21 protein-coding genes and 7 tRNA genes are annotated in these 24,551 nt (G+C 41.5%); 8 read left to right on the forward strand and 20 right to left on the reverse strand.

What is annotated here, in order from left to right; genetic code table 11:
* Positions 1–129 precede the first annotated feature (129 nt).
* From AC4MCD_RS08705 to AC4MCD_RS08725, 5 genes are all read right to left on the reverse strand, one after another.
* Positions 130–840, reverse strand: a complete 711-nt coding sequence (locus AC4MCD_RS08705) for a phosphopantetheine-binding protein (RefSeq protein ID WP_491875911.1) — start codon at positions 838–840, stop codon at positions 130–132.
* Positions 841–1,047: 207 nt separating this feature from the next.
* Positions 1,048–1,464 (reverse strand): GlcG/HbpS family heme-binding protein, encoded by a 417-nt coding sequence (locus AC4MCD_RS08710; RefSeq protein WP_491875912.1) that lies wholly within the window; start codon positions 1,462–1,464, stop codon positions 1,048–1,050.
* Between the two features lie 98 nt (positions 1,465–1,562).
* Positions 1,563–2,864 carry a glutamate-1-semialdehyde 2,1-aminomutase gene (gene hemL, locus AC4MCD_RS08715; RefSeq protein ID WP_125279557.1) on the reverse strand — a complete coding sequence of 434 codons (1,302 nt, stop codon included), beginning with the start codon at positions 2,862–2,864 and terminating at the stop codon, positions 1,563–1,565.
* Between the two features lie 39 nt (positions 2,865–2,903).
* A complete protein-coding gene (gene thiE, locus AC4MCD_RS08720) occupies positions 2,904–3,524 on the reverse strand; it encodes a thiamine phosphate synthase (protein WP_419365623.1) in 621 nt (206 codons plus the stop codon).
* Positions 3,525–4,359: 835 nt separating this feature from the next.
* Positions 4,360–4,743, reverse strand: a complete 384-nt coding sequence (locus AC4MCD_RS08725; protein ID WP_034705228.1) for an Mpo1-like protein — start codon at positions 4,741–4,743, stop codon at positions 4,360–4,362.
* Positions 4,744–5,076: 333 nt separating this feature from the next.
* On the opposite strand from AC4MCD_RS08725, the gene AC4MCD_RS08730 reads away from it, so the two are divergent.
* Positions 5,077–6,534, forward strand: a complete 1,458-nt coding sequence (locus AC4MCD_RS08730; RefSeq protein WP_491875913.1) for a CYTH domain-containing protein — start codon at positions 5,077–5,079, stop codon at positions 6,532–6,534.
* A gap of 121 nt (positions 6,535–6,655) precedes the next feature.
* Positions 6,656–8,107 carry a CYTH and CHAD domain-containing protein gene (locus AC4MCD_RS08735; RefSeq protein WP_491875914.1) on the forward strand — a complete coding sequence of 484 codons (1,452 nt, stop codon included), beginning with the start codon at positions 6,656–6,658 and terminating at the stop codon, positions 8,105–8,107.
* A 22-nt stretch (positions 8,108–8,129) separates the two neighbouring features.
* On the opposite strand, the gene AC4MCD_RS08740 is transcribed toward AC4MCD_RS08735, so the two are convergent.
* On the reverse strand, positions 8,130–8,762 hold the full coding sequence (locus AC4MCD_RS08740) for a hypothetical protein (protein ID WP_419365603.1): 633 nt from the start codon (positions 8,760–8,762) through the stop codon (positions 8,130–8,132).
* A 110-nt stretch (positions 8,763–8,872) separates the two neighbouring features.
* Between AC4MCD_RS08740 and AC4MCD_RS08745 the strand changes: the two genes are divergently transcribed.
* Both AC4MCD_RS08745 and AC4MCD_RS08750 read left to right on the forward strand, forming a co-directional pair.
* Positions 8,873–9,268, forward strand: a complete 396-nt coding sequence (locus tag AC4MCD_RS08745; protein WP_004786347.1) for a DUF3144 domain-containing protein — start codon at positions 8,873–8,875, stop codon at positions 9,266–9,268.
* A 107-nt stretch (positions 9,269–9,375) separates the two neighbouring features.
* Positions 9,376–10,440 carry an amidohydrolase family protein gene (locus tag AC4MCD_RS08750; RefSeq protein ID WP_491875915.1) on the forward strand — a complete coding sequence of 355 codons (1,065 nt, stop codon included), beginning with the start codon at positions 9,376–9,378 and terminating at the stop codon, positions 10,438–10,440.
* A 271-nt stretch (positions 10,441–10,711) separates the two neighbouring features.
* Here AC4MCD_RS08750 and AC4MCD_RS08755 read toward each other — a convergent pair whose 3' ends face one another.
* Together AC4MCD_RS08755 and AC4MCD_RS08760 are read right to left on the reverse strand one after the other, a co-directional pair.
* The gene (locus AC4MCD_RS08755) at positions 10,712–13,477 is read right to left on the reverse strand and encodes a M16 family metallopeptidase (protein ID WP_491875916.1); all 2,766 of its coding nucleotides are present in this window, start codon (positions 13,475–13,477) and stop codon (positions 10,712–10,714) included.
* 125 nt (positions 13,478–13,602) lie between these two features.
* Positions 13,603–14,424: a PhzF family phenazine biosynthesis protein gene (locus AC4MCD_RS08760; protein ID WP_419365601.1), complete on the reverse strand. Its 822-nt coding sequence runs from the start codon at positions 14,422–14,424 to the stop codon at positions 13,603–13,605.
* Between the two features lie 116 nt (positions 14,425–14,540).
* Here AC4MCD_RS08760 and AC4MCD_RS08765 point away from each other — a divergent pair, with 116 nt between their 5' ends.
* Positions 14,541–15,125, forward strand: a complete 585-nt coding sequence (locus tag AC4MCD_RS08765; RefSeq protein ID WP_491875917.1) for a flavin reductase family protein — start codon at positions 14,541–14,543, stop codon at positions 15,123–15,125.
* A gap of 120 nt (positions 15,126–15,245) precedes the next feature.
* Positions 15,246–15,980 (forward strand): hydroxyacylglutathione hydrolase, encoded by a 735-nt coding sequence (gene gloB, locus AC4MCD_RS08770; protein ID WP_200230476.1) that lies wholly within the window; start codon positions 15,246–15,248, stop codon positions 15,978–15,980.
* Between the two features lie 11 nt (positions 15,981–15,991).
* Here gloB and AC4MCD_RS08775 read toward each other — a convergent pair whose 3' ends face one another.
* On the reverse strand, positions 15,992–16,264 hold the full coding sequence (locus AC4MCD_RS08775) for a hypothetical protein (RefSeq protein ID WP_004786360.1): 273 nt from the start codon (positions 16,262–16,264) through the stop codon (positions 15,992–15,994).
* A 418-nt stretch (positions 16,265–16,682) separates the two neighbouring features.
* Here AC4MCD_RS08775 and AC4MCD_RS08780 point away from each other — a divergent pair, with 418 nt between their 5' ends.
* The gene (locus tag AC4MCD_RS08780; protein ID WP_004786362.1) at positions 16,683–16,886 is read left to right on the forward strand and encodes a hypothetical protein; all 204 of its coding nucleotides are present in this window, start codon (positions 16,683–16,685) and stop codon (positions 16,884–16,886) included.
* Positions 16,887–17,031: 145 nt separating this feature from the next.
* Here the strand turns inward: AC4MCD_RS08780 and AC4MCD_RS08785 are convergent.
* The 9 genes from AC4MCD_RS08785 to AC4MCD_RS08825 all read right to left on the reverse strand — a co-directional run bounded on the left by AC4MCD_RS08785 (position 17,032) and on the right by AC4MCD_RS08825 (position 20,910).
* Positions 17,032–17,116: transfer RNA gene (locus AC4MCD_RS08785), tRNA-Leu, on the reverse strand.
* Positions 17,117–17,154: 38 nt separating this feature from the next.
* Positions 17,155–17,228, reverse strand: a tRNA-Trp gene (locus AC4MCD_RS08790).
* Between the two features lie 32 nt (positions 17,229–17,260).
* Positions 17,261–17,345: transfer RNA gene (locus tag AC4MCD_RS08795), tRNA-Leu, on the reverse strand.
* Between the two features lie 352 nt (positions 17,346–17,697).
* A tRNA-Leu gene (locus AC4MCD_RS08800) sits at positions 17,698–17,783 on the reverse strand.
* 383 nt (positions 17,784–18,166) lie between these two features.
* Positions 18,167–18,251: transfer RNA gene (locus AC4MCD_RS08805), tRNA-Leu, on the reverse strand.
* Between the two features lie 38 nt (positions 18,252–18,289).
* A tRNA-Trp gene (locus tag AC4MCD_RS08810) sits at positions 18,290–18,363 on the reverse strand.
* A gap of 32 nt (positions 18,364–18,395) precedes the next feature.
* Positions 18,396–18,480 (reverse strand) — tRNA-Leu (locus AC4MCD_RS08815).
* A 107-nt stretch (positions 18,481–18,587) separates the two neighbouring features.
* Positions 18,588–19,430 carry a protein kinase domain-containing protein gene (locus AC4MCD_RS08820; RefSeq protein ID WP_491875918.1) on the reverse strand — a complete coding sequence of 281 codons (843 nt, stop codon included), beginning with the start codon at positions 19,428–19,430 and terminating at the stop codon, positions 18,588–18,590.
* Positions 19,402–20,910, reverse strand: coding sequence for a DUF3336 domain-containing protein (locus tag AC4MCD_RS08825; RefSeq protein WP_180053617.1), 1,509 nt, complete (start codon positions 20,908–20,910; stop codon positions 19,402–19,404). The genes AC4MCD_RS08820 and AC4MCD_RS08825 overlap by 29 nt, the downstream gene beginning before the upstream one ends.
* Before the next feature lie 189 nt (positions 20,911–21,099).
* On the opposite strand from AC4MCD_RS08825, the gene AC4MCD_RS08830 reads away from it, so the two are divergent.
* The gene (locus tag AC4MCD_RS08830) at positions 21,100–21,972 is read left to right on the forward strand and encodes an ATP-binding protein (RefSeq protein WP_419365597.1); all 873 of its coding nucleotides are present in this window, start codon (positions 21,100–21,102) and stop codon (positions 21,970–21,972) included.
* Between the two features lie 54 nt (positions 21,973–22,026).
* Here the strand turns inward: AC4MCD_RS08830 and AC4MCD_RS08835 are convergent, their stop codons facing one another.
* A complete protein-coding gene (locus tag AC4MCD_RS08835) occupies positions 22,027–23,070 on the reverse strand; it encodes a hypothetical protein (protein ID WP_491875919.1) in 1,044 nt (347 codons plus the stop codon).
* Positions 23,071–23,601: 531 nt separating this feature from the next.
* A complete protein-coding gene (locus tag AC4MCD_RS08840; RefSeq protein ID WP_166138407.1) occupies positions 23,602–24,540 on the reverse strand; it encodes a sensor domain-containing diguanylate cyclase in 939 nt (312 codons plus the stop codon).
* Between the last annotated feature and the right edge of the window lie 11 nt (positions 24,541–24,551).

Raw genomic sequence — 24,551 nt, forward strand, 5'->3', positions numbered from 1 at the left:
GTTCAATCCCACGCTGATCGCGAAAAACAAGGCGGCCATAATAGAAAGCTTGAGTGATAATTACAATGCGCATTTATGTAAATGGCGATGAAATTTCCGATTATTTTAAGAAAATTACTCAATTACCGATTATTGACGTGCAGATTGCATTACAAAGCTCGCTAGATCATGTAATGACAAGTGTTCCAGCACATCTTCATAACGCAGATCAGCACCATGCGCACGCCATGTGCCAACCAGACTGACTACTGCTACAGAGTCCAGTCCATACTGCTTTAAATCAGCATAAGGATCAATTTCCAGCGCATCTATATTCAGCTGTTCAGCTACTGCCAACATGATGCCTTTAGTTGACAATACATATTCTGACGGCGCACTTAAGTTCCATAATCGGGTCAGACTATAGCTGTTCATATGATGCAAAGCTTGTGCCGATATATTCTCAATCCACTGGATATGCTGTTCCTGACTAGGCATCAAAATTGCATCATTAATTATGCAAATTTGTTCTGTCACACTTTGCAGATGTGGCAAGATCTGTTTCAGCATCGGTGTGATTTGTCCGGCAAAAATCAGTTGTGGATGAGTTGAAGCATATTCTCCAAGTTGCTGCATACCCTGCATTAAATCATCGCCATATAGGTCGACAATGGGAATATCAAGTGCTTTAGCTTTATTGCTGATCTGAATCAGATTATTCATCAGCTCAGTCTCTTGAATCCCGGTCTGCATTCTTAAATTATGCAGCCCAACCAAGACCAAGACTGAATCTGTAGCAGCAAGCTGCCATTTGGCTTGAGATGGAGCAATTTGAATTTTTCTGGGCATTGTATAGAGCATGGGAGTTTTATCTATTTAGCTTATTGCAAAAGTTCATTATGCTAGCTTAGATTAATAGGAATGATAAGTTTCAAATGGCTTTGTTGCATAAATATGTAAGCATCTGATTTAAATAAATTTAATTTTGGATCAAAAAATAATCAAAACTTTTAAAATCATATAGTTATGAAATATTTGTGCAACAAAGCCTTTTCCAATTACTAACACCTAATTTTGTAGTGCCAAAAACTTCTCAATCGCCTGCTGAGCAATCGCAGCATCTTGGAAAGACTTCACGCCAGAAACACCCATCGCACCAACTAACTGCCCTTGATACAGAATCGGCTCACCACCTTCCAACATACCCGAGAAAGTATCCATGGTCAGAAAGCCCATTTGCCCACCTTTGATAATATCTTCAAACAGCTTGGATGGACGGTGACTAATGGCAGAACAACGTGCTTTTTCCAGACACAGGTTTGCTGTCATCGGTGAAGCCCCATCCATACGCTTCATTGCCAGCAAATTACCAGTTTCATCAACGACAGCAATACTGACATTAAAGCCATTTTCTAGCGCATATTCATAGGCCTGATTTAATAAAAACTCAGCATCGCTTAAGGTCAAATAATGTTTAGTTTGCATCCGTCTTTTCCATTTTCAAAATCTGTATAAAAAAGCCCGAACGAATTCGGGCTTATGTTCCCTCTCCTTTTAGGAGAGGGTTAGGAAGGATTTAAAACTTAAGCTTTCATTTCAGCAAAAGTTTCTTTAGCCGCCTGGATCGTGAATTCAATATCTTCATCACTATGCGCAGCTGAAATAAACCCTGCTTCAAATGCAGATGGAGCCAGGTTCACACCACGACTTAACATGCCATGAAAGAATTTTTTGAAGGCTTCAACATCACACTTCAGCATTGAATCAAAGCTAGTGATGTCTTCCTGATCCGTGAAGTACAGGCCAAACATACCGCCCACTTGCTGGGTCTTGAATGGAATACCTGCTTCATCCGCAGCTGCCTGTAAACCTGCAAGAAGTTTTTCAAGTTGTGCAGTCAATTTTTCATAAAAACCTGGTTCACGCAGATGTTTAAACATCTCGATACCAGCACGCATCGCCAGTGGGTTACCAGACAAAGTACCTGCCTGATACACGTTACCTAATGGCGCGATGCATTCCATTACTTCTCGTTTACCACCAAAAGCACCAACTGGCAGACCTGCACCAATGATTTTACCTAAAGTAGTTAAATCAGGAGTCACGCCATAATGTGCCTGAGCACCACCCAGACCGACACGGAAACCGGTCATCACTTCATCAATAATGAATACTGAACCATGTTCATCACAGACATCACGTATCGCTTGCAGGAAACCATCAATCGGTTTCACCAGATTCATATTCCCTGCTACTGGCTCAACAATCACACCCGCAATTTCAGAGCCAAACTTGGCAAAGCATTCTTTTAAAGTGGCAATGTCGTTATAAGGAAGAGTTAATGTATGTTTGGCAAAATCAGCAGGTACACCCGCAGAAGTCGCTTCACCTTCACCTTTAGTTAACAGGCCAGAACCTGCTTTTACCAGCAGCGAGTCAGAGTGCCCATGATAACAACCTTCAAATTTTACGATCTTATCACGGCCAGTATAACCTCGCGCCAAGCGAATCGCAGTCATCGTTGCTTCAGTACCGGAATTGGTCATACGCACCAATTCAATAGATGGCATGATGTCGCAAATGATATCCGCCAAAGTGGTTTCATGCACGGTTGGTGCACCAAAGCTTAAACCATCTACTGCTGCATCTTGCACCGCTTTAATGATCGCAGGATGCGCATGACCCAGAATCATTGGCCCCCATGAACCGACATAGTCCACATAGCGCTTGCCATCGACATCGTACAGATAAGCACCTTGGGCTTTCTCGATAAAGATAGGCGTACCACCCACGCCATTGAAGGCACGTACAGGTGAGTTAACACCACCCGGAATATGTTTATTGGCTTGTTTAAATAGTTGTTCTTGCTTTGGAGATAAACTCATGAGAATCACTCAACTCAAAAATACAATAAGAAATAAAAATTAAGCTTGTTCAGCAAATAGTTCCGACCAGTCATATACACGTTGACCGACAGTCGACATTGAGCGACCTAAGACATCACTAATGACTGCACAAAGATCTGCACCGGCTTCAATAACTTCTCTACCGTTTTCAACCGTCAAACCACCAATGGCACAGATTGGCACATTCAATTTTTCTTTAGCCAGCTTCAATGTTTCTAAACCAATATTACCTGCTTCTGGCTTGGTATCAGTCGCATAGATCGCGCCAAAGGCCACATAATTAGCCCCATCAGCAATGGCTTGTTCAGCAAGCTCAAGTGAATTATTACAACTGCGGCCAATCAATACATTTTTGGGCAAACGTTCAACAGCTTCCTGGATTGAACCATCATCCTGACCCAAATGCACGCCTACACCATATTTTACTGCAGTTCCCAAATCGTCATTAATCACAAATGGAACTTTGTACTGTTCGCACATTTGTTTCATATATTCGATTTCGTAAGCCTGATCTTCTTTCGCTACTTTTTTACGACGATACTGAAGTACCGCAACTTCATAAGTCGCCATTGCACCTTCAAGTTTTGCTAGGAGAAGTTCAATAGGATCATCATTGGTAATTAAATACAAACCGCGCATGACTGCCGCCATTCAAAATACATACGCTATTATAGGCATAAATGGGCGAGTTTCCCCATCCTAAACACTGAATAATACCCGATTCAGGTATTAGATTATTATTTGTACTTTTTATACAGGTGATTGATCAATATCCCTATTTTCAGTGATAGGCGGCTACGAGAATTTACGTTTTAATGGTTTTATAACAATAATGATAAAGTGTTAATGCTTACGCCCTCCGACAAACGCTTTTAGGATTTTGCAGATAACTTAGTGGAGAAGTTGCAAAATTCTGAAAGCGATTTTTTTATGTCCGGATGTTACGATTCCTGTTTATAAAATTGCTGAAATACCATTAATCACAAAACTTAAAGAAAACTTCAAAATACCCAATTTCAGGGATAGGTCTACATGCATTAAAGGATTTAAATAAGTTCGAACACAACAAATAAATAGAAAAGCAAAAGCTGTGTTTTATCTACCAGATCCTTTCTAGCTTTGGGTAAACCGTTTATGGGGAGACGTGTCAAAGCTAGAAAGGATCGACCCATCTAAGCAGAACCGACCATCTCATCTTTCAAACTTGCTTCATTCATCTCGTGAATATTTTCTAAATCATTCAGATAAATTAAAAATAATGCACTGCACATCTTTCTATTTTTTTAAATATAAAAAAAGCCCGGAGAAGGTCGCTCCAGGCTTGGAAAACTGATTTATTCAGTGAATTATACTCTTTGATAAAATACTGAATAAGCAATAAAACAATTAATAGAATAATAACTCTACACTTGCAAGTGTTTTTATCGTTTTTATTGCAATACTTAAGCATAAATCCGATAAAACGTCATAAGCCCTAACTTGGAATTTTGTCGTGCTTACGATCAACTAGACTCAGGTTACCACGTAATACATCGGCAAACATACGCCAGTCTGAAATAAAACTGTATAGCGGCTGTTTAAAGCTGGCCGGTTTATTCTTTTCAAAAATGAAATGACCAATCCAGGCACAGGCATAACCTGAGAGTAGTCCATAGGCTAGATATTTGGCTTTACGCTGATGAAGGGCTTTGCTAAAAAAATATAAACCGATACTGCTGCCTGCGACATGCAAACGGCGGCTCATGATATGGCGATGCTCAGTCAGATAAAACCGGTAAAATTCATGATAGTCACGAATCGGCATTTGTGGAGAAGTCAGTTCTGCAATCTCATTGCTCGGCTGCACCTGTGCATTCATTATCATCATCCTGATCTTTTTTCTTCACCTTAGCGCATAATTTAGGCAATTAAAAGTACCTTTATTTTCATGCAATTCTGTTCCTGAAGTTGGCTTAGATATTGAATTGTCATGATTTCAGTAGAAACCGGCGAATGAAATCAACATTTTAATTTTTCCATTTCCATTTTTTTCAATCGGTCAAGTCTTACATCAGATTGGTTTTTCGTTACAATCAGCCGCTCAAAAGTCTAAAAAATTCTTCCGTTTCATATCGGAATTTCATGCAAGCGAATAAAAATTCAATTTATTTTTTAATATTTTTCAATAAATTGAATAGACAGGATGATTATCATGGTTGAAGTTGAACTCAAGTTCCAGATTCCCGCGGCACGCCGTACTGCCCTGCTTAAGGCACTTGATCCCAAGAAATCTCAACAGATCCAGCTTCAAGCCAAATACTATGATACTGCAGACCGTCAACTGGCCCAACATGGAATTGCCCTACGTCAGCGATTAGAAGGCAGTCGTTGGGTTCAGACGTTAAAAGCGGCAGGCAAAAGCCACATTGAACGTTTCGAGCATAATCATGATCTGGGTGAATTAGAACAGTCGCCTGAGCTGGACCTGAGTATTTACAACCCGTCTACTGAAGCGCAAGCCTTACTTAATCGCGCTTTAGGTGATCAGTTTGACCAGCTGCAATTGCAGTTTGAAACCGATATTGCCCGTACCTTGCGCGTGATTGAATATGAAAACACATCAATCGAAGTCAGCCTGGATATCGGCTGCATTCGCACGCCTCATGCTGAACAGGAAGTGCATGAAGTTGAATTCGAGTTAAAGCATGGCTCAATTCAGGATTTACTCGCCTTTAGTTTTGAATGGGTCAAAAAATATCAGCTGTGGCTGGATGTACGTAGTAAAGCAGAAATAGGGAATCTGTTAGCAACTAATCAGAACGTGAGTCCCGCTACTTTTGCCAAAGAATTCCAGATCAGTAAAAAAGATAGTGCGGGTAAAAACCTGTGTCATCTGGTGGCCCAGCAAATGCAGCATCTATTGCCCAATATTGCGGCAATCTCCGCGCAATTGGCAGAGCAGGAACATATTGATCAGGCACAACAGGCCTTGGATCATCTCTATCTGACCTTACTTTTGTTTAAAGATTGGCATACCCAGGTTTCAGACAAATGGGCTCATCAGCTGCCTGCCTTTAAACAGCAGTTTGAACATCTGCAACATTTACAGCATATGCAGAACACTCTGGCTGGCTTCCTGCAAAATCCTACGACCGCAGAGAACCTGACTAAAGATATCCTTTATGCCAAAGAGAAGCTGGGCAATCTGGTGAAATCCACCCAGAATGTGCATCACTATCTGGAATTGCTGATCTTCAGCTTAAGTACAGATGAAGCTAAGCCGCTGGAATTAAAATCTGCAGCGCAAACTACCCTGCAGCAACAATACAAAGTTTTGCAGGAACAGATGAACCAGACTGATATTACCAATTTTGAGAGTCTGGATCTGCTGTCCATTCGCATTCAGGAATTAAAATTCAGCTTCCCGATTTTGACCACAATTTATGATGTCAAAAACCTGCAAAAATACAGCAAGGCGTTAAATGATGCACAGCAGGCAGCAAATGAATATCAGACACTAGCCTCTTCTGCAGCTTATATTCAACAGACCGAACTGGAAGCCAGCGACTGGTTTGTGCTGGGTTGGTTGACCGCAAAACAGGAAGTTTATGCACAAAAATTACTGGAAGCGACAGAACAGTTTCTGGTCAGCCGCAAATTCCTTAAATAAGTATTTAACTGACTTTCAAAGCACGCTACGGCGTGCTTTTTTGTTGCACAAGCACATCACAATACTTTTGTTGTTTGGTCTATATTGGTTGTTATGAGCTTTATCGAGAAGGAATGGCCCGATGGCAGAAATCGAACTCAAATTCCAGATTCCGCAAAGTATACGTCACCAATTCGAACAAGATTTTCAGCAGTACGGGCCGACTCGACATCATTTATGTGCCAAATACTTTGATACTTCCGATCAGCAGTTACAGCAGCACAAAATTGCACTCCGGCAGCGTCTGGAAGATCAGCAATGGTTTCAGACCTTAAAAGCACCGAGCCAGCATCAGTTTGAACGCTTTGAGCTGGAAGAAAGACTGGATACCGCACCAGACAACTGTGATTTAAAAGCTTATGCCAAGCATAAACAGGCTCGGAAGATTCTAAAACAGGCCCTTCACACCCTAGGTACACCTCTGACTCTACAATTTGAAACTGATGTAGAGCGAGATCTCTGGATTGAAGATTACCGAGGAAGTCAGATTGAAATTGCACTGGATAGAGGTGAGATTCGTTCTAAGGGCCAAACCTTGGATATTTATGAAGTTGAATTTGAGCTCAAAAGTGGCAAACTTGATGACTTAATTGATTTTGTTAAACCCTGGATTCAACGTTATCAGTTATGGTTGGATGTACGCAGCAAATCTGAACGTGGTTATGCTCTGCTGAATAATAAAACTGATCTTCCGGTCCAGCATCAGACAACCTTAGAGCTCGCAGCTAAAGACGATATTCATCATATCTTGCAAAAAATTATCACCAACTGTCTGACTCATCTGTTTCCTAATGCGACAGCGATTGCGCTAGAGAATTACAACAGTGACCATGTGCATCAGGCCCGCGTCGCTATCCGGCGTTTACGCAGTGCCTTAAAAATTTTCCAGCCCTATCATCAGGATTTGCCAGAGGAATGGCAGGATCAGTTACGAAATATTTTCCAGCAATTGGGTTCTACCCGGGATCGCGATGCTTTGGCTGAAAGTCTGCTTCTTCAGCTAGAAGCTGCGGGTTCACCAGTATTGCAGTTACCTCCTGCCCAACAGGATCAGGCAGATATTAGCCAATTATTCAGAGAGCCCGCCACGATGGAGCTAATACTGGAGCTGCTACGTTTTAGTCAGGATCAGAGTAAAAACCAGCAAAAGTCCTCACATAAAATCCTGTGTAAAGGACTCAGCAAACTGCATCAGAAAGTCTGTGCAGATGCAGAAAACTATCAGGAACTGGATATTGAATCGCGCCACCGAACCCGCAAGCGGGTTAAGCGCTTGCGTTATAATGTAGAATTTCTGCAAAGCCTGTTTCCTGAAAAGGAAGTCAAAAGATATCTGAAAGCGCTAAAACCCTTACAGGAAACTTTGGGTCACTATAATGACCTGTTTGTCGCAGAAAGCCTGTATAGACCTTATGCCAAAAAACACTCCAAGGCATGGTTTGTCATCGGATGGCTTACTGCAGAACAGCAGCACCTGTCAGGACAGGCCGCTAAGCAATTACAGAAATTTTCTCACACTAAACCATTCTGGTAAGAGATAAATAGGCAAAATTGCTCTAGCGATATTTGCCGTACACTTTCCAGGTATTGTTATCGGCTAATGGATCACTATAGCTATCGCTGCGCTGCTTACGCGGCTTGTCACGGGCATCGACCAGTTCAAAATGTGGTTCGATACTGAGGACGATGCCATTCACATAGAATCGAGTCCGGGTGTATTCACTTTGACCATGCTGGAACACATAAGTACGCAAATCTACAAATTCACGATGTGCCACCAAGGCCGCCGTCTCATCACTGTCTAGCCAGCGTTGCATGGCCTGAATCTGTTCCGGTTCAAATTGCCCACATTTTTCAATCAGGCTGGCAATGCCTCGAAAAGTTTTGGATTCTTTGGCGCGGGTTTTATTAATCCGGATGCGGTCTACATGAAAATAGAATAAAGGCAAATTCAAATGACTTGGCAAATGAATCGCATCTAGGACTTCATCTTCCATAAAAGGCTGAAACAGATCCTGTGCCCTTTCAATCAGACCCAGCCATTGCTTGTAATATTCTTCGACCTGCGACTTGGTGCCATAATAAATTGGCAATCCTTCAACATTAGCCAGATTTGCCGGTGGCCAGATATTCTGGCGCAATAAGGCAATATCACTTTTCAGACTCTGTACAGCAATTGCATCTTGCATGAGATTCACATTTATATTGCTTAGGCTATTTTTAGATTAAGGCAAAGGTTTAGTTTCTGCAAGGCTTTGCCTATAATTAGTGATTAAGATTTTATTATCAGGAAAAATTCATGGTTCAAAAGATTGAAGCAACCGATGTAACCGAAGAAGAAGCGTTAAATGCTGCATTCTTTGAACGTGCTGATGAATTTATTAAACAGGCCAACGAATTTAGCCGTGTAGAAAAAGGCTCTCAGGAAAACCCGGCAGAAAAACGTGGTCAAGTCAGCGCCGCAATGCTGTTTGGTACTGCCCGCTTTAATACTTGGGTCGCTGCCAACAATTTCAAAGATGGTAACGAGATGCGCGACGCTAAAGATCAGGTCATGTCTTATATCTTGCAGCAATTTCAGATGATGCTGGAAGATAACTATGATGAATACTGTGAGCAGTTTGAAAACTATTTACGTTTCCGTCGTAATGAAGAGTTTCATGCCAACAAGCATCAACACGACCACGATCATTAATAAAAGCCCTACGGGGCTTTTTTTAAATCTTTGATTTTTAATTTGACTTTAATGCTGCATTTATCCTATAAAAAATGAATAAAAATTAAACGACGATCAAAAATATCATGCAGCAACTGCCCTTTCCGATTATAGATCCGCATATTCATCAGTGGGATCCTTATACCACACCGCATGCCGCAGCCTCAGCCGTAAAATTATTTGGCAAACATCCCAAACTGCTGGACAAGATGGTACGGCTGATCAAGCCCAAAGCAGTGATTGATACCATTGGCCTTACCGAACATCTGACCGCGCCTTATCTACCGGAAAACTATAAACGTGACATCGGTCATTATCAGGTGGAGCAGATTGTTCATATAGAAGCAAGCTGGCATGAACATAAAGGCACGGGCGTGGTTAATGAAACCAGGTTTATTGCCGGGCTGCCTTTTGCTGAACAGAATATTCAGCTAGGCGGCATTGTGGCTACAGCTGACCCTCGTCAAAAAAACTTTAAACAGCTACTGCAATTACATCAGGAAGTTTCGCCGAAACTACGCGGTATTCGTAAAATGGCATCGTTCCATGCCGATAAAGGCATTCATGCCTGGACCGATGAACCGCATTTATACTGCAACAAGAAATTTCTGAAAGGATTTGAAGAATTAGCCAAAGCCAATTTAAGTTTTGATGCCTGGGTTTATTCTACCCAAATTTCTGATGTGGCCCATCTGGCCAAAACATTTCCTGAAACGCCGATTGTGCTGGATCACTTGGGCACACCTGCCGGCATCTTTGGTAAAGCCGGTAAAGCGACAGGACAAACAGCACAGCAGCGAGACTATATTTTTCAGACCTGGAAAGAAGACCTAGCTGAACTGGCAAAATGCCCGAATGTGTATAGCAAAATCTCCGGCCTGTTTATGCCTGTACTCGGTCATCGTTTTCATTTAGAGCGAAAACTGGCTAAAAAAGATGAACTAATTCAACTCGCGACTTCGCTAATCCAGCATGCCCTACAATGCTTCGGTAAAGATCGCATCATGTTTGCTTCTAATTTCCCGATGGATCGTGTCAGCACAGATCTGGTCACCATCATTGATACCTTTAGCGATATTGTGCAGAGCTATGACGAACATGCTGTAAAGCCGGTTTTTTATGAAAATGCGAAACGCTTTTATCGTTTATAAAACTCTAATTAAGTAAAACTGAGTCAACAAATCGATTAAAATTTTTCATGCTCATAGATACGCGGAAACGTCATCCGTAACTAGTTGAGGCAGGATCACATCATAAGAGGATTGTTTCTACAATAATTTATTTCGTGAAGGTGGTGGACGAGTTTTGCGGATGACAAATGTTTTTGACTACTTTTGCTGAAACAAAAGTAGCCATATAGATATCTAAACACTTATTCAAAATGAAAAGATACCGTCATAGACTTATAAAAAATTACGGAATTTATTTCACTTCTTTCCCATACTGATCCGCCATGACTTCGACCAATTGATCCGGTTTAACATATTTTTTGATAACGGCATCGACATCTGCCTTGGTCAGCTTGGCAATCGCCTGATCACGTTTTTCCCGATAAATCAGATTGCGATCCTTTTCCAGTTGTGGAATCAGCATGCTATGAATACGGCGATCATCTTCCAGTGCAGTGACGCGCTGTTTCAAAATCGTGGCTTTCGCTGCTTCAACTTCCTGCTCGGTTACCCCTTTGGCCAGAAGCTCATTCAATACCTTATGCACAGCTTGAGACACTTGTGCTGATCGGCCAGGCGTATAATTTGCCTGAATGCCTAATGCGCCTGAGTCAATCCATTCATCATACTGAGCATTGGCACTGAAGCCATAAACCAGCGCATTTTTCTCACGCAGCTCCTGTGCTAAACGTGAAGACAACTGAGAATCACCCAGAATATGCCGGAAGACCAGCATGGCTGGCAAATCTACATGTTCTGCACCGACAGGGAATGTCATGACAGCCTGATAATGACCGAACTCACGCTGTTCAGATAACGCATGGATTTTCTGTGCCGGATAAACTGTATATTGACCACTTAAGCGCTCATAAGGCTGCTTTGCTTTCCAGCTCGCAAAGTTATTTTTAAGTACTTTGCTCACGGACTTCGGATTAAATTCCCCGGTCACTGCGATCTGGGCATGATGCGTATTAAAGAACTGCTGATATAACGCTACGACCTGTTCACGAGTAGCAGCTTGAATTTGTTTTTTCGCCAGTTCAGGTTCAAAATGATAGCGAAGATCACCCGGCTGATAAATCTCAGTCGCGCGAGACATGGTCAGGCCTGCTACCATATTGGGCTCAGTATAAGGACGGTCTAACGCAGACAGGCTTTGGCCTTTAATCAGGTCAAACTGACTCTGCTCAAAGGCCGGTTTATTGAGCACATCCAGCACATACTGGAAAAATTCTTCAAACTTCTCTTTTTTGGCACTGATCTGAATGCTCATGCCATTTTCAGAGGAACTGGCCGTTGCTGAACCACCAGACTCAATAATTTTATCGGCAATCTGTTGCAAGCTCTGAGTTTCAGAAGAACGTAGCAATAAGTAAGCTGTCAGATCCAGAATCTCACCTTTATTGAACAAACTTTGTGCCGTACCAAAATTAAGCGCAATAGTGGCATAAACTTTGTCATCCTGAGTCTGGGTCGGGAATAAAGCGTATTTAATGCCATTCTTCAGTTTGCCACGTTGAATCTGTTTGTCCTTGGCCTGTAAATATTGCTTGGACTGCGCCACATACTGCTTTACTTCTGCCTGATAGACACTGACATTTTTCAGCGGTTCTGCTGCTTCAGCCTGCTGATCCAGAGTTTGAGCCGACACTTCAGTCTGGGTCAACTCCTGTGCTTTTTTCTGATCTTCTGGTGTTGGCAAGATATTGCCAGAAATACGATATTCCGGCTTAAAGAATGCCTTATACACCTGATTGACCTGATTGACATCCAGCTTTTCTATGGCTTGCAGATCTTTAAAATACTGGCTCCAGTCACCTGAATAAGCCACTACATATTCACTCAAACGCGAACCTAAAGCGGTTGCGCTGTTTTTAACATTGTCCGCCTGGTTTCGGGTCAGACTTTTAGCCCGGTTTAATTCGGTTTCGTTAAATGGCTGGCTCTGCTCTACACCCTGAATCAAACCCTGCTCAACCTGCTTGACTTGATGGTTTGGTGCATAGATAGCACCCATAAACACCAGATTAAAATCTTTATCCAGCCAGGTCATAGACTGCACTGTAGTGGTCTTACCCGTCTCGACCAGACTCTGATACAGGTGTCCGCTAGGTTGCAAGGTATATAAAATTGGAGACATGGCCAATGTGGTTTTAATACTTTCTTCTGACTGGTTCAGATAAATATTAAATTTGGCCAGATCACTACCCTTTTGCACGGTAAATTCACGCTGTTTGATCTGTTCAGGTTTTAGCGCAGGCACTTTAACCGCTTCAGGCACTTTGCGGGACTGGATCGGACTGAAATGGGTATCAATCTGCTTCAGCACTTCTGCCTTATTAAATTTGCCTGAAATAATCATGAGGGCATTATTCGGTGCATACCAGTGACGATAAAACTGGTTCAGCTCCTGCATCTTGATCGATTGCAGTTCGTTCAAATCGCCAATCGGTAAGCGTCCCAGATACTGATTGCCATAAGCTGATTTAAACACCTGATCCATCAGTACGGAAAATGGCTGATCCAGACGGATTTCACGCTCACGCTTCACGATATCAATTTCAGTCGGTACATACTTTTCTTGCAGGACCAGCTTGTCCATGCGTTCTGCTTCAAGGAAAATCACTTCATTGACCGCAGTCTGCTCAGGACGAATCACATTGGTATATTTGGTTGAGTAATAGTCAGTACTAGCATTGGTCATTAAGGTATATTGATCCAGACGGCGCTGAAACTCATCTCCCTTCACATTTTCCGTGCCTTTAAACGCCAGATGTTCAAGCAGATGCGCCAGGCCCCCTTTGCCTTGCGGATCATTCAGTGAACCGGTCAGATAAACCGTATTCATAAACACTTTATTTTCTTTCACGTTGGGCGCAAGAATAATTCTTAAGCCATTTTCCAGTCGATATTCTTCGATATTCTGTTCTGTTTTCACCAATACCGGCTGTGCAAAACTGGCCGCTGTCCAGCCAGATAATAAAATCGCCAAGCTTAAACGTTTAAAGCGTATTTGCATTGTTCATCCAAATTTTTAAGTGTGAATTTTTATTTACAGTCACTCTGATCTTAGAGAAAAGTCTTTATTATGAGAAGCCAAATAAAATACCGCGCAATTTCACGGTATTTTATTGAGCATATTAATTAAATATAAAGTTCGGCCAGCATAAACAGTTTGGCATAACCTGAAATCTCAATGCGGCCTTGTTCTTTTAATGCGCAATACAATACACCGCCACGCTGAGAGGCCTGATAAGCCACCAGTTCAGTTTTATTTAATTTCTCCGCCCAGATCGGTGCAATCCCGGTATGAATTGAACCCGTTACCGGATCCTCATTAATCCCGTTACTCGGTGCAAAATAACGTGATATACAATCATATTGGGTATCGCCAGCGGTAATCGCGACATCCAGTAATGGACCCGCCGCTGTAATCGCGGTTCTTTTTCCATTCAGCTGCTTCAGCAATTCAATATTGGGTTGCTCTTCTAATACATCTTGCACTGATTCATATTCAATAATATAACCTTGCGTATTCAGATAAACGTTTTTAAAAGGTTTCGTCAGGGCCTGTCTTAAAGCTTCCGGATAATCTCTGATAAGTTCAGGCTGACGGATCGGGAAATTCATCCGGATTTTGCCATCCTCATCCTGGCGTACTGTAAAAATACCCAGATCTTTGACATGAAAATAAATGGTTTTTGCAGAGCTAAAGTCCTTGAATAATACAAAGCTGCTGGCCAATGTGGCATGTCCACAAAAATCCACTTCCTTGGTCGGTGTAAACCAGCGAATTTCATAATTTTCTGCATCCAGCACTTTGACAAAAGCAGTCTCAGACAGATTATTTTCCAAGGCAATATTCTGCATCAGGTGATCATCCAGCCAAGCATCCTGCACGATGACTGCAGCAGGATTTCCCTTAAATAGAGCCGTCGTAAAAGCATCCACCTGGTACATTTTCATTTTCTTTACTCCTGTATGTAGGTGTTTAGTTTAAAAGCTTTTTTCCAGAAGGGGAATTTTATATGCTGTAAATCAAATGATTTATTTTTCTCCCTTTTCACTCATTAAGGTTCTTTATGAACAATTCACATATTCAAACTGTACCTTTAGAAAAAGCCTATCGCCTGATTACACACGGTCCAACAGTACTGGTGTCTGCCAATGATGGACAAGACACTGATGTCATGGCCGCTGCCTGGGCATGTGCACTCGAATTCAGTCCAGCAAAAGTCACCGTAGTGCTGGATAAAAGCACCAAGACCCGAAAAATAATTGAAAATTCTGGCTACTTTGCCCTGCAGATTCCAACCCTCAAACAGCTGGAAATGGTCTATAGCCTGGGAACATTGAGTCTGTACAATGCCCCAAACAAACTGGAGCAGTCTGGTGTGCAGTTATTCAAATTCGCAGATCAAGAGATTCGGGTTGTAGAGGGTTGTGCCGCATGGATTTTATGTGAGCTGATTTCCGAGCCACATAACCAGCAGACCCATGATCTGTTTATTGGTAAGGTCATTGCCGCTTATGCTGATGACCGGGTGTTCCGTGATGGACACTGGTACTATCATGAAGTCAGCGATGAATGGAAAAGTATTCATCATGTCGCCGGCGGCCACTTCTATACCATTGGCGAAGCTGTCGCAGTCAAAGATGCAGAATAAATAACTGATCTTTTTAAACAAATCATATAAAAAATTCTTGCAAACAGGCAGCTTTGACCACAGTCAGACTGCCTGAATTTATGCTACTTTATCCATAATATCTGTTTGGTCTGATGTCTTATGATGCCGTTTAAAATCCACTGTATTGATGTCAAAAACTCATTACAAAATTATATCTGGTTACTTGAACATACACCGACGCATCAGGTCGCGGTCATTGATCCCACTGAAGCTGTGCTAGTTCAAGATTATTGTACCGAACATGGGCTTGAGCTGAGTCAGATCTGGCTCACCCACTGGCATAAAGACCATATCGGGGGCGTTCCGGATTTAATTCAAAAGCAATCATTACCGGTATATGGCCCAAAAGCTGAGCTGGAAAAAGTTCCGTTTATTAACCATCCACTTGAACATGACGACCAGTTCAGTTTTCATGGTGTTGAGGTACAGATTATTGCCGTACCGGGACATACCCTAGGCCATATCGTGTATTTCCTGGATGCCATTGATGTACTGTTCTGTGGCGATACCCTGTTTGCCATGGGCTGTGGGCGGGTATTTGAAGGCACTTATCAGCAGATGTACCACTCTCTGACTCGTCTGGCTGCCTTACCGCCACGTACCCAGGTTTATTGCACGCATGAATATACGCTGTCGAATGCACAGTTTGCCAAACATGTAGAACCGGATAATCCAGCAATTCTGGAGCGTTTCGAACAGGTTGAGCGTATGCGCATGCTTGGACAATGCACCTTACCCAGTACTATTGCAGCAGAACTGGAAACCAATCCTTTTTTACGCGCAGACAGTGTCGAAGAGTTTCAACATTTACGCGTGATGAAAGACTCGTTTTAAACTATAGCTGCTTAGAGCAGCTGATGCTTCTGAGCATAGTCATCCAGTTCTTGCTGGGTGACCACTCGTACCGCATTCATTTCATCAATCCTGACCAGCAATAATCCACCCAAAGCAGGTTGATAACGGCGCGCACTGCCAAATGGCGTATAAGCCACCTTGGACTGTACCGAAAAATCCAGCCAGTCTTCATGACCCAGCATCACAGCAACAGGCTCCTGCCCTTGCTGCTGCATAAGTTCAATTTGCTGTTTGACGTACTGTTCAATATTTAATTCAGTCATCATTAATCTTATTTAAATTACATCAATTTCAGTATAAAGGATTGAGCCTAACACCATGACCTGAATACTCTGAGACTTTACTGGATTGTATATTTTTAAGCCTTACTCAAACTCTAAAACTTTAAACCACGCTAATTCCTAATTTAAAATGAATAACAAATAAACAATTATTGATTTAAATATTTGAATATTAATAACTATTCAAAAAATTATTTAGGCTTAAAATTAAAATATTTAGTTACAACATCTTGAAAATAATAAAAAACATAGACTTAGATTAAAAACCCTATATTTCGTCTATATTATCTTGTTCATTAAATCCGCAAATTCAATTAAATTAATTTAAATAAGGGTATTTGCCCTTTAAAACGAAAATTCTCACCCTTATCTATGATTTAACTGATGAAGGAGTTATCTCGTGAAAAAAGTGGTTAAAGCAAAAAACGTTCTCGCATTTAGACTTTGGTTAGAAAAATTGGGGTATTCGGTTCGCACCCTGGCAGACAATCGTGGTTTTAGTTTCAGTTTTAAAAAAGAATATGGTCTGGTGACCTGCGATCTTTCAGGTAATGCATTGGCCATGCAGCTGGGTGAGGAGTTTGAAGATCATCTGAAAGCTTAAATTTAATTAATCAATGCATTCATGATTTACCCTTTTATTTGAGTAAAATTCTCTTATTCCTATAATCAGCCCATTTCGATGGGCTTTTTTTCGTTTATAAAATTTCAGGCAAAAAAAAACAAGGCATCAACCTTGTCTCTTTTGATGGTGGGGACGGAGAGACTCGAACTCTCACACCTCGCGGCGCTGGAACCTAAATCCAGTGCGTCTACCAATTTCGCCACGTCCCCATCAGGGTACCAACTTAGTGTTGGACTTTTTCAAACTTTGGCAGAGGATCAAGGATTCGAACCTTGACGAACGGTTTTGGAGACCGTCATGCTACCATTACACCAATCCTCTATTAGCCATTTTACTCAATCTCTTAAGTAAATTGGTGGGGACGGAGAGACTCGAACTCTCACACCTCGCGGCGCTGGAACCTAAATCCAGTGCGTCTACCAATTTCGCCACGTCCCCGATGGCTGTGTATATTATAGAGATAGCAGGTCATTGACAAGTGATTTTACAAGCAATCACTGCCTATTCCGCTATAAATTAAACAGTTAATGCAATTTTTTTATTTTTTATAAGATTTAACAAGAAAACTCGGCCTTATGAGGTTTCTTTGCTACTGCTTTGAACTTAATCTCTAAGCTTGTCTAGCTCAGTCTCAGCAGATCAGACCTCTAGAACCTCACTTATCTTGATCGAGCATGTTGTTTAAACAATAAATGAATCCAATACAAAGAATAAAAAGCCGAGCCAATAAAAATGTCGCACTAAATTTCAGGCAAAAAAAAACAAGGCATTAACCTTGTTTCTTCATATATGGTGGGGATAGAGAGACTCGAACTCTCACGCCCAGAAGGCGCTGCGACCTGAACACAGTGCGTCTACCAATTCCGCCATATCCCCGTGGCTGTGTATATTATAGCGATCGCATCTGCTTGACAAGCGATTCTATGATCAACTCGGCATTTTTATATCAAAAATTAATCAGTTAATTCTTTGATGATTAAATACTGGCTTATTTCTAATGAAACTGCTTAATTTCATTTCTCCAATTTAAAAAATCAAGTTATTTGAAAGAGTGCTGAATATTAATTTTAATGATGTTTGGATTAGCCAATTGATTGGGCATTTTAAAAGACTTCTCTCTTCCCCCTTCACTGATACTTAGTTGGAGTATTTAAAATCTACCCATCGAAAGTAAGCGAATAATAAGGATGGAATTAAAAGATGGCTTAACCTTAAATTTCAGGCAAAAAAAAACAAGGCATCAACCTTGTCTCTTTTGATGGTGGGGACGGAGAGACTCGAACTCTCACACCTCGCGGCGCTGGAACCTAAATCCAGTGCGTCTACCAATTTCGCCACGTCCCCATCAGGGTACCAACTTAGTGTTGGACTTTTTCAAACTTTGGCAGAGGATCAAGGATTCGAACCTTGACGAACGGTTTTGGAGACCGTCATGCTACCATTACACCAATCCTCTATTAGCCATTTTACTCAATCTCTTAAGTAAATTGGTGGGGACGGAGAGACTCGAACTCTCACACCTCGCGGCGCTGGAACCTAAATCCAGTGCGTCTACCAATTTCGCCACGTCCCCGATGGCTGTGTATACTATAGGGATCAATTTCACCTGACAAGCTCTTTTTAAGAAAAAACCACTCGTTTGATTAAATAAAAAACAATATACAATTTATTGTATTTTTCTCATGCAATTTCAGTAAGTAAGGCCTGTTTTACGGCTTTGAAATCAGACAATCTATCCTGTGAGTGCTTTCGAAGCATATTTTGTAACAGGCTTTGCAAAGCTTGATATTGTGCAGGAAGCTCAGGTTTAAAATGCTGACAATGCAATAATGCCCAATCTTGATAATCTGTCGCTTCTAAACGTTGCCCTGTAAGCCACTCATAAAAAATGATACCCAGCGCATAAACTTCGCTCTGTAGCGACTTGGCTTGCCCTTGGAACAATTCGGGCGCCATATAACGAGGCGTTGCGTTCATTGCTTGGCTGGTAGTGTTGAGGGGCTGCACCTGCTCAAAATCAATCAAACAAACCCGATTCTGATAAAGGACAAAATGCTCTCGTTTGAGATCAGCATGCAGATACCCGAGTTCTTGTAAACTTATCAACGGTTCTAATGCTCGTAGCATATGCTGTCGAATTTCTTGAATTGGGAATAATAACTTGGGACATACATCAAAATGTGCTGGCGCATCAGTCAAAATCAAAGCCTGATTAAAAGATTCATTTCCAATCTGAAAAGGCTTTCGAATAATTTGATGCGGAAGCAAGAAAGTCCGCCCTTCTTGCTCACCATAAGCTTCATAAAAATCCAGCTCATGACTTAAGCCAGTCTGGGCATGCTGAGAAATAGCCGTTGAATCCAGATTCTGGGTTTTTAACCAAAGTGCTGACCCGGTCTCAGGATTAACTTGTAAATGATAAAGACGGCGACCAAAACCCAGACTTCGGGCTTTGGTCTTAAGCTGGAAATTAAGCTGATGCAGATTAGCGAGGTTAAGTAACAATGTATTCCTGCTTGGCATCTGGAGCATGCTGGTAATTTAGCAGTTCCAGACAATGCTGAATAGTTTTACCTACCCGCTCCTGAGTTTCGATCAGAGAGATTTTTGGCCAGGTCGCCCGCTCACCTTCACGCTGCAACACCTTGAATAAATGCGGACGAGGATTTTGCAGCATATAGCTATAATGACGCAGGCTATATTTACCGACGATATTGACATCACCATAATAGCGCTGATCCACTACGCCATAACCATGATCCAGCAAACGGCGGACTGGCGGCAAACTGCCCGCATGCTCACGGGCAAAATCCATAATCCCTTTGGTAAATACTACACTCTGACGGCGTACAATGCGTTTCGGCCAGCTTAAAGTCCCTTTACGGAAGCGTGAAATATCATCCTGCATAAAAGGCACAATGTGCGGATTGGCCTGACTGGCAATGGTGTAATTGATATTGTATAGCCGCGCCATTTTCTCCTGCGGGAAATCACTACGGACACTGCCATCTACCCAGCGTGTTGCGCCCATATAAGGCGTATATTGACCATCATGACGTTTACTGGTGAGACGTACTGGCGGGAAGAGAATTGGCACAGCACAAGAAGCCAATACTGCACTCCAGACCAGTACATCTGGAGAGGTATAGGCATTCATGATCCGGGCATCTTGCGCCGCATCATAAGGTGCGACTGCAATATTGATATGCAGACCCGAAGTTTTTAGTGCTTCTTCAAAGGTCATATCTCCCAAGTTTTCGATCAGGAATTTTTTCAGGTATTTGACATCCGCCAGACCACCATTACCCTTCATTAATTCACTCATGGTACGGAAATGAAAAGCTTCATGGAAAAAGTTATGGCCTTTTAAAATATCTACATACTGCGCGGGTTTGGAGACGCCCAACATCGCGGTCATAATTGCACCAGCACTGGAACCCGACATCACTCGAGGTAACAGATCCTGTTCCATTAGCGCCTTACATACACCGGTATGAAATAAGCCGAGTGTTGCACCGCCCGAGAACATTAAAGCTGGCTGACCATAAGCCCGTTGGCAGTGCTCAAAATATTCAATTTTTTCTTCTAGAGTCAGACAGGTACATTGTGCAGAAGCAATATAAGCCAGGCCCAGACTGACTTCTTCCACATAATCTTCAATAATTTTTTTAGTGCCGACATAAGTGACGGTAAACAATAAAGGATGGGCAATATTGGCAATATCGTAACTCAGTCCTTCACGCAGGATATACATCAGGTCACGAGTACGTTTCTGCTGACGGTAACGTCTTAATTTCCCCAGTCGATGCGCAATCACTTCGGCATCAAAATACGGTGAACTATTATCCAGTTTCCATTCTTGTGCCCCAGATTCTTCATCGATCTTTAAGGCAATATATTTCCATTCTTCGTAAGTTTCAGCCTGTTGCAATTGCTGCTTCAGCTTTTTAATACGATAGGCCTGATGTGGATTGATATCCTGAGTAAAATCTTTAAACAGCATCTGCCCTCTTCCCTATATTGTAATTTTCAGACATCCTGCAGCTATGAACAAAAAACAGGCATCTATTTTCTTTGTACTACAATAACGAAAATTCATCACTTTAAGCAAATTATCACACTTTCCAGACTTTGACTGTGAATTTTACAGTGATAGTATTCTAGCCATAATTGTAAATGTACTGCTCAAATCATGGCGAAAATTGATTTACCTGACAATATCTTAAATGCTCTTTCTACTGTTCTTCTCCAGCTCCAGCAAAGCCTGCCTGAATTAAAACAAAGTCCTGATTTTTCTGCTTATGCCTATAAATGGCAGGCTGGAGAACTCAAACCCATTCACCAGCTTAAACAGATTGAACTGGCAGATTTAAAAGGCATTGAGCGACAAAAAGAAAAAGTCATTCAAAATACTTTGCAGTTTCTAAAAGGATTACCTGCCAATGATGTTTTACTGACTGGCTCTCGCGGTACAGGAAAATCTTCGATTGTGCGTGCCTTGTTGACTGAATATGCAGATCAGGGCTTACGTCTGATCGAAATTGAACGTGATGATTTATCAAATCTTCCACAAATTCAGCAACTGATCGCCGGTCGTCCGGAAAAGTTTATTGTCTATTGTGATGACCTGGCCTTCAATGCGGAAGATGAAAACTATCGCAGTCTGAAAAGTGTGCTAGATGGCTCATTACAATCCGGTTCAAGTAATTTTGTGATCTATGCGACCAGTAACCGTCGTCATCTATTACCGGAATTCATGCATGAAAATACCCCGGTGACCAAAGTAGATGTACCGCAATATACCGAGTTGCATCCACAGGAAGCGATTGAAGAGAAAATTTCCCTGTCGGATCGTTTTGGTTTATGGCTGTCGTTCTACCCAATGGATCAAAACCTGTATCTGGAAATCGTTGAGCATTATTTGAAAAAGGCAGATATGCAACTTACAGCTGAAGCCCGTGCTGAAGCATTACGCTGGTGTCAGGCACGTGGCCAACGCTCAGGCCGTGCAGCCTATCAGTTCTCTAAACACTGGATTGGTTCACAGCAATTAAATTCTCTGTAAACTCTTTCCCAAATAAAAAAGCTCCTTGATGGAGCTTTTTTATGAAATCAGTTCTTATTTTTTATTGCCAATAATCGTAGACCACAGTAGGTCATCCAGCTCACTGCCATTGAAATAGACAGTTGCTTTTAAGGATTCAGGCTGATTCTGTTTGACCTCAATCACCTGATCATAACTATCAGTAATTTTAAGCACACCCTCTTTTGGCAGATGCTTATAATTATTCAACACCGTTTCGTCCATCTTGAATGGTGTAGTCGTATTAAAATCAAAACTATAACGGTAATCCGCCAGATTTGGCTGACCAATAATGCTGCCGCTGCTGGTTAAGGTACGAATACCATTACTGCCACTACCATAGTCATCTACAAGGCTATAGTTATAATTACGCACTAACAGATATTCCTTGCTCAGCTCATCATACTCAGCGCCAGATTTACCCGCATTCTTGTCTTCCGCTACACGCTGAAATTCCAGACGGTCAATTTTATAGCTTTCCAATGCACCTAGATTGTTTTTGCTTTTGGTATGAACAATCGTACCTGAAATCAGATAATCATCTTTTAGATTAAAATCAACATTGGAACCATAACGTACATTGCTAAAGGTCAAGGTCGTAGTATCACCGTTGACCGTCTGGGTAATGGTTGAATCTTTGCGATAGGTTTTATCCAGAACAATACAGTTATTTTTATCGGTTTTTAATTTAAAGGTTTTCACTGCACCATTGGTATTCACCTCCGAACAGATCAGATTTGGATATTTGATGCTGTTCACACCCAGATTATAAATCTTGATAATACGGCCCGTGCGTCCATAAGGATAATCCGCAAACACATCACCAATCATATGACCTAACGCAACGTTATAGTCCGTATCATTACTGGTGCTATTGTTAATTTTATCGCGGATTTTATCGATGATATCGCGACCCTCAAAAGGAATAAATTCTTCTGAAAGTTCAGGAGAAATACTCTCCTCTGGAACATTTGGCGGTGTGGTCACTGTAGGATTATCTGAACTACCTCCACTGCCACCACATGCGGTAAGCAAGCCTGAAACCAAAACCAGCCCAAAGAATAATATCTGCTTTTTCATAAAATTTTATTCCCTAGAATTTCTTTGCATTTTTATTCAATGAGAATGAAAGATGGGCGTATTAAAATCACACAATACAAACCCAATAACTGTCGATGATATTTTTTCTGGACAGTATTTCTTACACTCTGATCGTGCTTTATCTTTTAATAAATCAGGGATTAACTCTGTAATTTTAATGTATATTTCAAACAACAATGATCATAAGAAAATAAGATGTTACTTTTAGAGCTAGGTCTTATTAGCTCTCATAACTAACTCTTAGAAATCAACCTATATAACGGTTATTTTCTTTGCAACAATACTTATAAAATTTGTAACCATTCGGTTAAAAAGTCGAAAAGTTATCTTTTGAATAGCTGGGTTTAAAGAAGAACTTAGATTGCTTCTAGACAAGTAAACTTTGAATAAAACCTAAAAAAATAAGAATAAAAGGAAATTAATTACTTCTATTTATTGTGGGAAAAACTTGGCAGCTCATGGCTGAATATTCTCAGGCACCCCCTTAAAAATATTAAAAATCAAAAATATTTAAATAGACTTTTTCCAGCGCTTGTACTCAAACATATTTTTATCTGCTTGCCACTGTGCCTCAACCAGGCCAGTCGTTGGATGACGCATCGCCATACCAAATGCAGCTTCAATTTTTGCTTCGGCAAAGGCTTCAATTAAACGATCAAGTAAACGCTCAGCTCCCGCTTTATCATTTTCTATGCTCAGGATTACGAATTCATCACCACCAATACGCGCCACAATATCATTGCTACGTACATTTTCCTGAAGGACTTGTGCAGTATGTTGAATTAATTGATCGCCTTCCTTGTGTCCCAGACTATCATTCACCTTTTTCAGGTCATTCAAGTCTATAAATAAGATCGCAGCAGGATGACCGTACTGTTTGCAACGTTCTTCTTCTGCCTGTAGCAGTTTCTCCCAGGCACGACGGTTATATAACCCAGTCAATTCATCTTTACTGGCTTGTTGCTGTAGCAGTTCTTGCTGACGGATTTGCTCGTTCTGACGCAACTCAGCTTGTAAGATTGAGCTCAAAAGCTTGCTAAATAACTCGACCATCGCCAGATCCTGAATGATGGCATCTGACTTGGCTTCAGGATCAACTGCACATAATGTTCCAAATAGACTGCCATCTTCTTTAAAAAGGGGTTGACCAATATAAGATTTGATGCAGAAATGCTGGTTAATTGGCGCAGTCGCATATAAAGGAATTTCTTCAGAGCGAGGCGCGATTCTTGGTCCTTTGCCTGTGACCATATGACAGCAGAAAGAATTGGCCCATTCAAATACCTGACCTGGCTGGACAGCATAGCCATGATCTTCGCTTTGCAGCACAATCCAGTCATTGTCTTCTACCCGGGTGATCATCCATAAATTAAAGCCAAAATGCTGATGCAGATATTTTAAAACTGCCTGTCCCGCATCCTGAAAACCTTTAAAACTGATATTATCCATCCAAAATAGTC

The organism is Acinetobacter sp. CAU_H_78, from assembly GCF_058599365.1.